This window comes from Shewanella oncorhynchi, from assembly GCF_012584455.1.
GTDB lineage: Bacteria > Pseudomonadota > Gammaproteobacteria > Enterobacterales > Shewanellaceae > Shewanella > Shewanella oncorhynchi.
In genome coordinates this window covers 416603-430525 of the sequence record NZ_JABAEB010000004.1, presented here as the reverse complement: position 1 = coordinate 430525, position 13923 = coordinate 416603, and the positions used below count along the sequence as shown (strand labels likewise).

General features: G+C 42.8%; 16 protein-coding genes. 8 read left to right on the top strand and 8 right to left on the bottom strand.

Annotated elements, in window-relative coordinates:
* Positions 1-199 precede the first annotated feature (199 nt).
* On the bottom strand, positions 200-898 hold the full coding sequence (locus tag HGO26_RS08640) for a YggS family pyridoxal phosphate-dependent enzyme (RefSeq protein ID WP_168824570.1): 699 nt from the start codon (positions 896-898) through the stop codon (positions 200-202).
* Between the two features lie 35 nt (positions 899-933).
* Between HGO26_RS08640 and HGO26_RS08635 the strand changes: the two genes are divergently transcribed.
* The 4 genes from HGO26_RS08635 to hemH all read left to right on the top strand — a co-directional run bounded on the left by HGO26_RS08635 (position 934) and on the right by hemH (position 4865).
* Positions 934-1971 (top strand): type IV pilus twitching motility protein PilT, encoded by a 1038-nt coding sequence (locus HGO26_RS08635; protein ID WP_006082517.1) that lies wholly within the window; start codon positions 934-936, stop codon positions 1969-1971.
* A gap of 9 nt (positions 1972-1980) precedes the next feature.
* Positions 1981-3093 (top strand): PilT/PilU family type 4a pilus ATPase, encoded by a 1113-nt coding sequence (locus tag HGO26_RS08630; RefSeq protein ID WP_028761282.1) that lies wholly within the window; start codon positions 1981-1983, stop codon positions 3091-3093.
* 186 nt (positions 3094-3279) lie between these two features.
* Positions 3280-3819, top strand: a complete 540-nt coding sequence (locus tag HGO26_RS08625; protein WP_168824568.1) for a glutathione peroxidase — start codon at positions 3280-3282, stop codon at positions 3817-3819.
* Positions 3820-3851: 32 nt separating this feature from the next.
* A complete protein-coding gene (hemH, locus tag HGO26_RS08620) occupies positions 3852-4865 on the top strand; it encodes a ferrochelatase (RefSeq protein ID WP_168824566.1) in 1014 nt (337 codons plus the stop codon).
* Between the two features lie 86 nt (positions 4866-4951).
* Here the strand turns inward: hemH and ruvX are convergent, their stop codons facing one another.
* The 4 genes from ruvX to HGO26_RS08600 form a co-directional block, all read right to left on the bottom strand.
* The gene (gene ruvX / locus HGO26_RS08615; RefSeq protein WP_028761279.1) at positions 4952-5377 is read right to left on the bottom strand and encodes a Holliday junction resolvase RuvX; all 426 of its coding nucleotides are present in this window, start codon (positions 5375-5377) and stop codon (positions 4952-4954) included.
* A gap of 29 nt (positions 5378-5406) precedes the next feature.
* Positions 5407-5970: a YqgE/AlgH family protein gene (locus HGO26_RS08610; protein WP_168824564.1), complete on the bottom strand. Its 564-nt coding sequence runs from the start codon at positions 5968-5970 to the stop codon at positions 5407-5409.
* Positions 5971-6036: 66 nt separating this feature from the next.
* Positions 6037-6366: a stress response translation initiation inhibitor YciH gene (yciH, locus tag HGO26_RS08605; protein ID WP_028761277.1), complete on the bottom strand. Its 330-nt coding sequence runs from the start codon at positions 6364-6366 to the stop codon at positions 6037-6039.
* 177 nt (positions 6367-6543) lie between these two features.
* Complete coding sequence (locus HGO26_RS08600) at positions 6544-6861, bottom strand: hypothetical protein (RefSeq protein ID WP_105253083.1); 318 nt, start codon at positions 6859-6861, stop codon at positions 6544-6546.
* Between the two features lie 179 nt (positions 6862-7040).
* Here HGO26_RS08600 and HGO26_RS08595 point away from each other — a divergent pair, with 179 nt between their 5' ends.
* Both HGO26_RS08595 and HGO26_RS08590 read left to right on the top strand, forming a co-directional pair.
* The gene (locus tag HGO26_RS08595) at positions 7041-7601 is read left to right on the top strand and encodes a DUF4136 domain-containing protein (RefSeq protein ID WP_028761276.1); all 561 of its coding nucleotides are present in this window, start codon (positions 7041-7043) and stop codon (positions 7599-7601) included.
* 360 nt (positions 7602-7961) lie between these two features.
* Positions 7962-8603, top strand: coding sequence for a trimeric intracellular cation channel family protein (locus HGO26_RS08590; protein ID WP_168824562.1), 642 nt, complete (start codon positions 7962-7964; stop codon positions 8601-8603).
* Positions 8604-8678: 75 nt separating this feature from the next.
* Here the strand turns inward: HGO26_RS08590 and tpx are convergent, their stop codons facing one another.
* The 3 genes from tpx to HGO26_RS08575 all read right to left on the bottom strand — a co-directional run bounded on the left by tpx (position 8679) and on the right by HGO26_RS08575 (position 10845).
* Entirely contained in the window at positions 8679-9272 is a 594-nt protein-coding gene (tpx, locus tag HGO26_RS08585) for a thiol peroxidase (RefSeq protein WP_105251878.1), read from the bottom strand.
* Between the two features lie 122 nt (positions 9273-9394).
* Entirely contained in the window at positions 9395-10222 is an 828-nt protein-coding gene (locus tag HGO26_RS08580) for a mechanosensitive ion channel family protein (protein WP_028761273.1), read from the bottom strand.
* A 32-nt stretch (positions 10223-10254) separates the two neighbouring features.
* Positions 10255-10845, bottom strand: a complete 591-nt coding sequence (locus HGO26_RS08575; RefSeq protein ID WP_105251879.1) for an OmpA family protein — start codon at positions 10843-10845, stop codon at positions 10255-10257.
* Between the two features lie 343 nt (positions 10846-11188).
* Here HGO26_RS08575 and ltaE point away from each other — a divergent pair, with 343 nt between their 5' ends.
* Together ltaE and HGO26_RS08565 are read left to right on the top strand one after the other, a co-directional pair.
* On the top strand, positions 11189-12202 hold the full coding sequence (gene ltaE, locus HGO26_RS08570; RefSeq protein WP_168824560.1) for a low-specificity L-threonine aldolase: 1014 nt from the start codon (positions 11189-11191) through the stop codon (positions 12200-12202).
* Between the two features lie 194 nt (positions 12203-12396).
* Positions 12397-13872 (top strand): HDOD domain-containing protein, encoded by a 1476-nt coding sequence (locus tag HGO26_RS08565; RefSeq protein WP_113939427.1) that lies wholly within the window; start codon positions 12397-12399, stop codon positions 13870-13872.
* The last annotated feature ends 51 nt before the right edge of the window (positions 13873-13923 follow it).

The following is a 13923-nucleotide window of genomic DNA, read 5'->3' as shown; positions in this document are numbered from 1 at the left end:
GTTAACCGTTAACTTGTAACATCTTCACCTTAAATTAAGATGATAAAACGGTTAGTCATTTGAATGACTGAGCCTGATTATCGACTCTCGCTAATTGCTCTTAAATCGTTAATGTTCGGTGTTCTTAAATACAGTATTTGGGCATAAAGTGCTAAAAACAAGGTTAAACTGACCTCTAACTAAATGCCTAAAGTGGATTTTACGCAGCGTAATTGCGTTCACCAAAAATGGCACTGCCAATACGCACCATAGTTGAACCGCAGCTAATCGCTGTATCTAGGTCATTACTCATCCCCATTGAAAGCGTATCTACAGCGGGATAATACGATTTAAGTTCTTGAAATAGATTGTTTAACATAGAAAACTCTTTAAGCTGTAACTCTGTATCCGCGGTAGCCGTTGGAATTGCCATTAGGCCCCTCAGTGCTAAGTTAGGTAGCTGAGCTATCAGTTCGGCCAGTGGCAGCATTTGAGCCGCATCTATGCCAGATTTTGTGTCTTCAGCACTGATATTAATTTGAATACAGACGTTTAATGGCGCCAATTCGGCCGGACGTTGCTCATTGAGACGTAGGGCAATTTTGTCGCGTGAGAGGGTATGCATCCAATCGAAATGCTGGGCGACTATGCTGGTTTTATTGGATTGGAGTGGGCCGATAAAATGCCATTCTATGTCCGGGAAATCCCCCTTGAGCGCAGTAATTTTTTCAGCGCCTTCTTGGACATAGTTTTCGCCAAAGCAACGCTGACCCGCTTGGTAGGCTGCTATAATGTCTTCAATAGGTTTAGTCTTGCTGACGGCAAGTAAGCGAATATTGCTGGGGTGGCGGGCACATTTTTGCGCTGCTTGTGTGATCCTACGCTGGGCGATTGCGAGTCTGTCTGCTATTGTTGTCATGATGTAATTATCTAGTTGCAAGGATATCCCAAACGATGGAAATCACTGAGTTATTGGCATTTAGTGTAAAACACAAAGCCTCGGATCTACACCTTTCTGCAGGGATATCTCCCATGATCCGTGTTGACGGTGAAGTGAGAAAAATTAACCTGCCCGCGCTCGATCATCAAGGTGTACACAGCTTAGTGTACGACATAATGAATGATAAGCAGCGCAAGGACTACGAAGAACATTTAGAAATCGATTTCTCGTTCGAAGTCCCTAATCTTGCACGCTTTCGTGTTAACGCATTCAATCAATCCCGTGGTGCAGCGGCTGTGTTTCGTACCATTCCAAGTGACATTTTGTCACTTGAGCAATTGGGTGCGCCGGAAATTTTTAAAAAAATTGCCAGTTTCCCTCGCGGATTGGTGCTAGTGACTGGACCTACGGGGTCGGGTAAGAGTACCACACTTGCCGCCATGGTGGATTACGTGAATGAAAATCGACATGATCATATCTTAACCATTGAAGATCCTATCGAATTCGTTCATCAAAATAAGCAATGTTTGATTAACCAACGTGAAGTTCACCGCCATACCCACAGCTTTAATGCGGCGCTTAGAAGCGCACTGCGTGAAGACCCAGACGTGATTTTAGTCGGTGAGATGCGTGACCTTGAGACTATTCGTTTGGCTATGACTGCCGCTGAAACAGGCCACTTAGTGTTTGGTACCTTGCATACCACCTCTGCCGCGAAAACGATTGACCGTGTGGTCGACGTATTCCCCGCCGGTGAAAAAGACATGGTGCGCACTATGTTGTCTGAATCGCTGCAAGCGGTTATTTCACAAACTCTGATTAAAAAGGTGGGAGGAGGCCGTGTCGCCGCCCATGAAATCATGATGGGCACGCCCGCTATCCGCAACTTAATTCGTGAAGACAAAGTGGCGCAGATGTATTCGGCAATTCAAACAGGTATGGCCCATGGAATGCAGACCTTAGAGCAATGTTTACAGAACTTAGTCAATCGCGGTCTTATCACTCGTGAAGATGCAATGGCGAAAAGTTCGAATAAACAAGCGACATTTTAAGGATTTATGATGGATGTTCGTCCGTTTTTAAAAGTGATAGTGGAACGCAAAGCCTCCGACTTGTTCATCACAGCGGGTTTTCCGCCGAGTGCCAAGATTGACGGTGAATTGCGTCCCTTGGCAGAAAGTGCGTTTACACCAGCACAATCACTGGATTTTGTTGAGTCGTTAATGACCGAGGCTCAGAAGCAAGAGTTTCATTCCACTCGTGAGTGTAACTTCGCTTTTGCGGCAAAGGATTTAGGTCGTTTTCGGGTGAGCGCTTTTTGGCAGCGTGAATCGCCTGGCTGCGTGATGCGCCGTATTGAGACTAAAATCCCTGATGTCGATGATTTAAAATTGCCGCCTATTCTAAAAGACCTGGTGATGAGTAAACGTGGTCTCATCATTATGGTAGGCGGAACGGGAACGGGTAAGTCAACGTCCTTGGCGGCCTTGGTGGGTTATCGCAATGGTCATGCCCGTGGGCATATTTTGACTATTGAAGACCCGGTTGAATTCGTTCATGACCATAGAAAAAGCATAATCACTCAGCGTGAAGTGGGTATAGATACTGAGTCTTTTGATGCGGCGCTAAAAAGCTCCCTTCGCCAAGCTCCCGATGTGATCTTGATTGGTGAAATCCGTACCCAAGAGACGATGGAGTTTGCGCTGTCATTTGCAGAAACGGGTCATCTTTGTATGGCAACCTTACATGCCAACAACGCCAACCAAGCGTTAGACCGGATTATGCATCTCGTGCCTGAGAGTAAACACCAACAGTTATTGTTCGATTTATCATTAAATTTGCGCGGTATTGTGGCGCAGCAATTGATCCCTAAAGTTGATGGCACAGGGCGTCGCGCCGCGATTGAAGTATTGATTAATACCCCAAGGGTGGCGAGTTTAATTGCGAAGAACGAGCTGCATTTACTCAAAGAAACCATGGCAAAATCCAACGAGCAGGGCATGCAGACGTTCGATCAGGCCTTGCTGAAACTTTATGTCGATGGCGAGATTAGTTACGCCGATGCGCTGCACCATGCTGATTCACCAAACGATTTACGTTTGATGATTAAATTGCAGAATAAAGAATCCACGGGCTCAGGTTTTATGGAAGGTGTCACCTTAGACATGGACTAACGCGATAGTCCGGTTCTGGGTTAGGCAGCTCTTTATGGGCTGCTTTTTGTTTGTGTATTAGATTTTCGTTCAGCTCAATCGGTTCTACTTCATCGCTATGTTGCCATTATCCATAGCTTTTATTTTTTAATTCAATATGATCTTTACCCAGTGCGTTTGCGTAATGTACTGGTAAAGGAGAAAGCAATGAAAAAATTACCCATGATATTCGCTATGACAGCGAGCTTGATGAGTGTTGGCGCTATGGCGGCCACTTGTCCCGAGTATCTTAACCTTGAAGTACGAAAATTACATTCTGAAGAGACAGTTAATCTGTGTGAATTGACTCAGGGAAAACCAGTGTTGATTGTTAACACGGCCAGTAACTGTGGTTACACCTCGCAGTTTAAAGCGCTCGAAACATTGCATGAAAACTACAAAGATAAAGGCTTAGTGGTCATTGGTTTCCCATCGGATGATTTTTTCCAAGAAGAAAATGATGAGAAAGATACGGCTAAGGTGTGTTACATCAATTACGGTGTCACCTTTACTATGCTGTCGACATCGCCAGTACGTGGTAGTGACGCTAATAGTGTCTTCAAATACTTAGCTGAAAAAACTGGTGCGCCTAAGTGGAATTTTTATAAGTATGTCGTCAGCGGTGATGGTGCGGTTGTGCAACAGTTCAATTCTAAAGTGAAGCCAGATAGTGAAGAGCTTAAGCAAGCGATAGAATCTGTACTTTAATCTTACGAATATTTATTAATTAAGAGGCTGTTTTGGCTAAATTTTCAGGCTTATCCAAAGAAGTTGGACACGGGCAGCGCGGCAAAGTAGGCGTGTTGTTGTTGAATTTAGGTACTCCAGATGAACCCACAGCATCTGCTGTTAGACGTTATCTTGCAGAGTTTTTAGCAGATCCCCGAGTCGTCGAAATCCCTAAGCTATTGTGGATGTTGATTTTACATGGGATTATTTTGAGGGTACGGCCTGCAAAATCGGCAGCGTTATACCAAAAGGTATGGACTGCGGCAGGTTCACCGTTAATGGACATTAGTTTGCGTCAAACGGCAAAGTTAGCGAATAAGCTTAAAGCCGATAACCATGATGTTTCTGTGCATTTAGCAATGCGTTATGGCAGTCCATCGGTCGCCAGTACATTGCAAACTATGCATCAAAATGGCATTGATAAAATCGTGGTGTTACCTCTGTATCCCCAATATGCGGCGCCAACTACAGGTTCTGCTTTTGATGCGATTGCGGCTGAGTTGTCCAAGTGGCGCTATATTCCAGCACTGCATTTTATTAATACTTATCATGACAATGCTGACTTTATTAATGCTTTAGCCAATTCGATCACGGCTGATTTTGAAGCCCATGGTAAACCGCAAAAATTGGTGTTGTCATACCATGGTATGCCTGAGCGTAATTTGCATTTAGGCGATCCGTATTACTGCTTCTGTATGAAAACGACTCGACTTGTCACCGAAAAGCTTGGGTTAGGTAAAGATGAGTTTGTGATGACATTTCAATCGCGTTTCGGTAAAGCCAAATGGCTACAACCTTATACCGATGCGACTTTGAAAGCGTTACCGCAACAAGGTGTGCGTGATATTGCTATCGTTTGCCCTGCTTTTAGCGCCGATTGTTTAGAAACGCTGGAAGAAATTGTTGGTGAGAATGGTCATCTCTTTGCCGAGGCTGGTGGTGAGAAGTTCCGCTACATTGCTGCATTAAATGATGATGATGCGCACATTACTATGATGGCAAACTTAGTGAAGCCACATTTTTGATCTGGTAATTTATCGGGTTAAACATCAAATAAAAGGATAAGGTAACTTATCCTTTTATTTTTGTTGTGGTTTTATTTATTGTGGCATTACTTGCTGAAGTTATTTTCGAAGTAGCTTTCGATGATAAGGACTGCAGATACCGCATCGACTTGACCTTTGGTCAGCGCCTTAAACCCGCCCAATTCGAATAATCTTGCCTTTGCATCGGTAGTGGTTAATCGCTCATCTTGAGTGGCTATTTTGACTTTGAATTTTGCATTGATGCGATTAGCAAATTTACGCGCCCTGTGGGTCATATCTTGCTCTGTGCCATCCATGTTTAAGGGCAGGCCAACGACGACTAAGTCGGGTTGCCACTCTTTGATTAAGTCGCCTATCTGATCCCAATTTGGGATACCATCGACGGCCTTGAGTGATAATAATGGTGTGGCGCTGGCTGTGATCTCTTGGCCTATAGCCACACCAATGCTCTTAGTGCCAAAATCAAAGCCTAATACGGTTTTCGAATTCATAGTGTGCGGACTTATATTAATAAATAGGCTTAAGCGTGACCCGCTTGAGCTGAAACTTGCCAAGCATCAAATCCGAGAGCACGGCTGGCCTGTGGCCAACGGTCTTCGTGTTTAATGTCAAACAAGAGCGCATTCGTTGCTGGAATTGTGAGCCAAGAATTATCGGCAAGCTCTTGTTCGAGCTGATCTTTACTCCACCCTGCATAACCTAAGGCGACGAGAAACTTCTCGGGCGATCTGTTGCTTCCAATCGCGGTTAACACATCACGTGAAGTGGTTAGCATTAAACCACAACCCAGATCTGTGCTATTGGCCCAATAGGGCTGAGAGGTATGCAGCACAAAGCCGCGATCTTGGGAGACGGGGCCGCCCATCATGACATCGGCATTGAGCACTAAATCCGCGGAGACTTGCTCTGCCGGCAAATCCATTTGTTCTAATAGCGAATTAACTTCGATACCGAGCGGTTTATTGATCACCAGCCCCATGGCGCCTTTGGCATCATGTTCACAGATATAAATGACTGAGCGTTCAAAAAACGTACCGTGTAGTGAGGGCATCGCAATTAAGAAATGGTTCTGCAAACTCTCCATTAAACTACTCCGTTTGATGTGGCTAAGTTGATCTAGCTTGCTGCTATATTGCTAAGTCGGGCGAGATTAACCGCCAGCTAATTTAACTTTGTAGTTTTGTTTCTCAAGTAATAGCTTTAATTGCTCGCGGTTGTCCGTTTGGACTTCAATAGTGAAATCTTTAACCGTACCACCACAACCACATTGTTTCTTAAGGGTTTGTGCCATTGCTTTTAACGCTGCTTCATCGAGACCTAACCCAGAGATAATCGAAACGCCTTTACCTTTGCGGCCTTTACTGTCTCTATGGATCCTGACTATGCCATCGGATTCCGGAATCGCTTTAGTGGCGGGCTCTGCATTTATACGGCCTTTGTCGGTGCTGTACACTAAGGATACATTAGGATCTGCTTTCATTGGTTTCATTCATTGATATTAGAAGGTGACTTATACCGACTCAGTTTATCAAATTTGCAGAGGTTCTGGGAGGTAAAAAAAGACCACTTGAGGATTCTCCTTAAGTGGCCAATACAAAATGCTAACTCTTTGCAGGGAAGTAAGCATATTTTTGAAAAGTAAGCTTAAAGCTCAGGATTAATTCATTCGCATGAATACCATGGCTATCAGCGCCACAGCGGTGAGTAATGCACTGGGCATAATAAATTTATGTAACTTAGGTAATGCAATTAAGCAGGCTGTTGTAACAAAACCAAATGCGGCGACTGTGGCATAGTTAGTGCCATTAGCAATGGTATCAATAACCAACCAGCCAAGCACTAGGAGGGGTAATATCAGTAAACTGGTAGGCAAATGACGTTTAATTTTTGCGTTATTCGCCTCGAGAGAAATTTTTTCTGGTGCAAGGAAAAAAATGGCAGATGCAACCATAAACGCGCTAATAAACCAGTACATTTCAACACCCCTTTAAATCTTAATTGATAATCATTATCATCTTTGGCTTTGCTGAAGTCAAGCTGAATGAGATGCTGCTTTTTAATCAATTGAGTTGTAGATTTGGCTATTGCTCTGTAAGCTAAATTCATATCTCTGATACTTGTCTTTGTTCGGGTCGAACATCTGAGGAAATTAAGATGAAAAATATTTTTGTAGCATTAGCTGTGTTGGCACTCAGTGCCTGTAGTTCGATGAAGTCTGGTTGGGATTTTGACCCTAGCGCAAATTTTACCCAATATAAAACCTATGCTTGGGTTGCTCAGAAAACGGATTCTGCCGGATATCATCTAGATGGCTTGATGGATCAACGGGTCAGAGAAGCGGTGAATAGCCAGTTAGCGAGTAAGGGGATGACATTAGTTGATGCAAAAGATGCTGATGTACTTGTTAATTATCTGACCAAAGTTGATAAGAAGATTAATGTTGATACCTTCAATAGTAATTTTGGCTACAACCCATACTATGGTCCAGGATGGGGTTGGGGCGGCAATATGCAGACCCAAACCACAGTAAGAGAATATGAAGTCGGTACCCTGATTATTGATTTGGTTGATAATAAAACCACTAAACTGATCTGGCGTGGTTCTGTTGCCGATACCATTCGCGACAAAAATACCCCAGAAGAAAGAGTACAGATCATCAATCAAGCAGTGGGCAGTGTAATGGCAAATTATCCACCTAAGCCTGACACTAAATAGTTCTGATTCAGTTTGAATGAACATTAAGCGGCCTAAGGGCCGCTTTTTTGTGGTTGATTTTTATGCTTTTTGTCTACGGTATTAGATGATCTGCAGTTATTTATCATCTGATTGGATTTACGTTATTAATACTTATTAAAAATTCTATTTTCATAGATGACAATGTGAAGGTAACATTTTTATAACTAGCTATTTTGTATAATATTTATTCTATAACTTAATAAGGTTGTAGGAATCTGCATCAGATTATTAATAAGATGATGAATTAATTTTTCTAATGATGAATTCAAAATAAAATCATTATAGAACTGAGAGGTTATCAGGCAGAATCAATTCTTTGAGTTGTTGGTAGTAGCAAAGATGCATGAGACGCAGATTATTGGATTACTTTGGCTGATTGGGATTATTGCCGAGGCGATGACGGGCGCTCTGGCGGCTGGCCGCAAGCAGATGGATTTGTTTGGTGTGGTGATCATTGGCTGCGCAACGGCAATTGGTGGCGGTACACTAAGGGATATGATGCTCGGAAATTACCCCTTAATTTGGGTTGAGCATGTGCATTACCTTATTGCGATTGCATTCGCTTCTTTGCTCACTGTCGCTATCGCCCCTGTAATGCGTTATCTGTCTAAGTTATTTTTGGCTATTGATGCCTTAGGCTTAGCCGTATTCTCCATCGTGGGCGCACAAAAGACGTTAATGCTGGGATTTAGCCCAACAATTGCCGTAGTCATGGGATTGGTCACAGGTGTCTTTGGTGGCGTTATCCGCGATATTCTGTGTAACCAAGTGCCTTTGATTTTTAAGAAAGAACTCTATGCGGTGATTTCACTACTGACGGCAGGCTTGTATATCGTCTTAAAAGCCTATCAGTTAACGGAATGGATTAATCTGGTTATTTGTCTAAGCGTTGGTTTTAGCTTACGGATGTTGGCGCTGCGATATCATTGGTCTATGCCAACCTTTGACTACCAATCCTGTGGCGATCAGCATACACATTAAATCGTAAAACCAAATCGTAGAAATAGAACCGTTAAACAAAAGGGCAGCTAAGGCTGCCCTGTTTTTAGCTGTGAATTACTGCTGGGCTTGCAGGGTTTTCAAGGCTTCAAGGGCTGCATCATAGTTAGGATGCTCTGTGATGTTTGGTACTAACTCTTGGTATTGGAGCTTACCTTCTGCATCTATTATGAAAATGGCTCTAGCCAGCAAGCCGTAATCTTGAATTAACAAACCATACTTTTCACCAAAATCACGCCACACGCTATCTGATAGCACTTTGATTTTATCTACGTTTTCCACTTTACAGAAACGCTTTTGTGCGAAGGGTAAATCGGTACTGATCGTTAGCATGATGACGTCATCGGAAAAATGGCCAACTTCGCTGTTGAAGCGCTTCGTCTGCAGTGCGCAAACACCTGTATCTAGGCTTGGCACGGCACTTATCAGTACAGTTTTACCCTTAAAATCACTTAGCATCACTGGCGTGAAATGCTCATCAACGACTTTAAACCCCGGCGCCATTTGCGACAATTTTGGTCTTTTCCCTTCTAAGGTGACTGTTTTTTCACCCATTAAAACCTGTGTTTTCTCACTGGCGAGTGTATTGGGGCTCATCAGAACTAGGCTATAAATACAGCTTGCGGCTAAAAATGAAACATATTTTTGCATTGGATTTCCTCACACATGAATATCTGTGCCTTCGCTAATATCTGTCCATTAAGGTACGCTAAAATGATGCGTAGAACCATAAAAAAGGTCGGTAATTACCGACCTTTTTTATCCATTAATTGTTATTTGCTTAGCGGTAATTCTTTGACATGGATATCCATTTGTGGGAATGGAATACCGATATCTGCAGCGTCTAATGCATTTTTTATTTGCTCAAGCAGTTGGAAACGTGCAGTCCAATAATCAGATGTTTTTACCCAAGGACGAACCACGAAATTGATTGAAGAGCTAGCCAATTCAGAAAGTCCAACTGTATATGCTGGATCTTTTAACACATACTGGTTGTTATCTAAAATATCGGTCAATACTTTTTTAGTGAGTGCGATATCGGCGGAATAAGATACGCCAATCACTAAATCGATACGACGACTATCCATCGCTGAGTAGTTAGTGATAGTGCCATTCATGATAGATGAGTTTGGCGCTACGATAACTTTATTATCAGGAGTGCGGAGCTTGGTTGAAAATATGGTTATTTCATCAACAGTGCCGGCGATACCTGCAGCTTCAATATAGTCACCTACGCGGCAAGGGCGGAATAACACCATTAACACACCCGATGCAAAATTAGACAGAGAACCTTGTAGCGCTAAGCCTATTGCTAAACCTGCTGCACCGATAACGGCTACCAGTGATGCGGTTTGTACGCCAATTTGCCCTAACGTAGCAATAACCGCGAAAACAAATACCACTGCCCAAGCGAGGTTCGCGACAAATGAAACGACTGTCGGATCAACTTTACGGCTGTTCAGTAATTTACGAACAAGCTTCTGTGCTACGCCCGCAAAGTATTTACCAACAAAGAAGATGATAATGGCGAATAATGTTTTTAAGCCATAAGTCACAATCAGATCTGGTGCTTGCTTTAATAAACCTTCGAGGTTTTCCATTGAATAACTCCCTAAATATACGCTAACAAAAACTATTTATTATTGACGATAAATTCTACTCGTCGATTTAAACTGCGCCCTTCGCTAGAACGGTTGTCCGCTACAGGTTCAGATATACCTTTACCCATTACGGTAAAGCGATTTGGATTAAAGCCATAATCTTCAACCAAAATACGTTTTACATTTTGAGCTCGCTGAAGTGATAGTTGATAATTAAACTCTGGTGTACCAACGATATCTGTGTGGCCCACTAAGGTTAATTCAGCATCATTTGTTTCTAAGAATGCTTTTACTAAGGCTAAAGTTTTCCATTGAGAAAAGTCAACCTCGGCAATGGCAAATTCAAAATACACCATAGCTGCAGAAATATTATGACAATCTGTGTTTAACTCAGCATTTGAATGACTCATATCGCAAACTGGTGATGCAGTCATTTCCACAGCGATTTCTTCCACACAACCATTAGCCATAACAGGTGTATTTGGCTCCGTGTTAGGACAGGCATCTTTGATATCTGGCACTCCATCTCGGTCAGTGTCAGACCAAGCAAATACCTGTGATGTTAGGCTTAAACTTAATAGCAAAAGCGCTAGCTGAATCCATCGAGATTGGGAGTTTTTCACTACAAATCACCTATTGAACGATAAGTATTAGTCAAAATTACTAAAGCGATCGCATTGTTGTAGCATGACCATCTTAGTGTGGCATTCTAACGAGTAAGACTCTTTTCGCCAAGCTAAACGCGTACAAGCGTCTATACATCGACAGATAGATATCGGCAAGATCTTGAGTATATTTATGTTTTTATTAGTAGATGTCAGTATGTCGATACTTGCTTCAAGTATATGCGAGGTTCTACATCGGTAAATTTGTCGACAAGTATGACGATAAACTATACAAAATAAGCCTTTAGCGCTAGAGTCTTGAGCCCATTATGCGCCAACCAAACTTTAAGTTGAGGACAAGATGATAGATTTACGCAGTGATACTGTTACCCAGCCAACAGCAGCCATGCGGTTAGCCATGTCCAGAGCCGAAGTGGGTGATGATGTTTACGGTGATGACCCTACGGTAAATAGTTTGCAGGATATGGCTGCGGAGATGTTTGGCTTTGAAAGTGCATTATTTACCTGTTCGGGTACTCAAGCAAATTTATTGGCTTTGATGGCCCATTGTGATCGTGGAGATGAGTACCTGTGCGGTCAGCAGGCTCACAATTATAAGTTCGAGGGCGGCGGCGCCGCTGTCCTAGGCAGCATTCAACCTCAACCTTTAATGAATCAATTAGATGGCACTATTGCATTAGCTGACATTGAAGCCGCAATTAAGCCTGATGATATCCATTTTGCTCGTACTCGTTTGCTTAGTTTAGAGAATACGATTGGCGGTAAGGTTCTCCCGCAAAGCTATTTGGCGGATGCGCAGGCATTAGCCTTTAATCGCGGATTAAAAATTCATTTAGACGGTGCGCGAGTTGCCAATGCTGCGGTGGCGCAGAATATCGCGATAAGTGATATCACGGCGCACTTTGATTCAGTGTCGATTTGTTTATCCAAAGGATTGTGCGCGCCAGTTGGCTCATTACTCTTAGGTGATGAACGCTTGATTAAGAAAGCCATTCGTTGGCGTAAAATGCTTGGTGGTGGCATGCGTCAAGCTGGGATACTTGCCGCTGCGGGTAAGCTTGCTTTAACTGAGCAAGTACAACGGCTTAGTGAAGATCATGACAATGCAGCGTACTTAGCTCGGCAGTTGGCAGAATTCAGTGAGTTCGAGGTCAATTTAGCCGCAGTACAAACTAATATGTTATTTGCTACATTAGCACCCCATATTGATGCGAACTTATTGGCTAAACACTGTCGAGCGGAAGGCATCCTGATAAGCCCAGGGCGTACGCTTCGGCTTGTGACTCATAAAGATGTCAGCCGTCAGGACATAGATAAAGTGTTGCGTGTTGTTAAGCAGTACCTCAAAGCCTAAGTGTGGATTGATTTCCTGTTTTACTGAAATGCCCGAGCTTTGTCTTGGGCATTTTTATAGGCAGATATTGCTTAATGTTGAATTATTAAGCAATTAATGAATGATTTGCTAAAACAAGCTTTAGACAACAGGCGAAATGTTTGCGTTTATCTATACTAAAAACAACAAGATTATATCGCTAAGGTAACTTTAGGTTGAAGCCTAATAACAATACTAATAAAGGGGTCGATTATTGGACAAATCGGATCAGTGAATTGGAAATGCCAGCACTGTGTTCGACTGTTAAATCGCTAGAAAAGCTCGCCAAGGATGACGTTTCCTCTCTCGCATTACTCGGGCGTAGCGTGATGCACGATAACGCCTTAACCTCTCGTATTCTTCGAGTTGCTAATAGCGCTATTTACCATAAAGGTAGTAGCCAAATCTCTACTGTCAGCCGAGCGGCTATAGTGCTTGGTTTCGATGCGGTGCGAAATATCTGTATCACAGCCAAGTTACTCTCAAGCTTGTTAGAGAGTAAAAATTTGGCACCTAACGTATATCAAAGATTAATAAAGTTGATGGCTAAAGCATTTCAAGCCGCCATGATTGCACGGATGATGTTGAGCCATTATGACGAAGAAATGCAGGAGGAAGCTTTTATAGCCTCTTTGCTGTATCACATAGGTGAGAGTGCTTTTTGGAGTATTGGTGGTGAGTTCACCGAAGAGTTAGATCTAAAACTACGTGAATGTGCAACGCCAGCAGAGGAACGAAGTATAACACGCGAAGCCCTTGGCACTTCTTTTTCACTATTAACTCAAAGTATTGCCCGCAATTGGGGATTGGGAGAACTGTTGGTCCATGCAGTTAATAATCCTGAAGACCAAAGACCTGAAATTCGGTCTATTTTTATTGCGGATAAGCTCTGCGATATTTTATCTCAACCTAATCTTGATAAGCAGGAATTAGGGAAACGTATCACGCAAGCGGCGAGTTTTACTGGACTAGAAGAAAATGAGTTTATGGTGCGGATGCAACGCTGCGCGAATGCGACCCATAAGTTAGCTGAAGTATATGGTGCTAAGGTGTTGCTAGACTATCTACCAGATCCTAAGCGTATGGTCACAGTTAAACCTGTTCCACTTCCCATTCCGTTAGATATGCCTGTCTATCAAGTTAACTTGAATATTCAGTTAGCTAAGCTACGAGAATTAACAGGCTTCGCCATTAATAAAGCCGATTTTAACCAAATCATGCAAACGGTTCTCGAAGGTATACTTGAGGGCGTTGGCGTTGACCGGTGCGGCGTGCTGTTATTGTCGCCAAGCCGTAAACAACTTCAACCTAGGGTGATATTAGGTCGTGATGCAGATGCCATTAAGCAAGAGTTTATTATCGATTTGAGCGATAGGCGGGGATTATTTTACCAAGCGATGGAGCATAAGTTACCGCTTTGGGTAGATGATCCTAGCTCTAAGAAATGGCAAGAGCAGTGTAAAGAATTACAAGCGCAACATGTGTCACGTCAAGGCTTTTTATTGGCACCATTATTAGTCGATAGTAAAGTGATCGGGTTTTACTACGCGGATAGGGGTCCTTCGGAAAGGGCATTTGAAGACGTGGATTTTCAAAGTTTCATCCACTTCTCCCAATTGGCGAATGTGTGTTTTACTGTGTCTTTGAGATAGTGGTATAACTTAAGTGATTACTTTTAGTGATTTAATTTCAAACTGTATTCT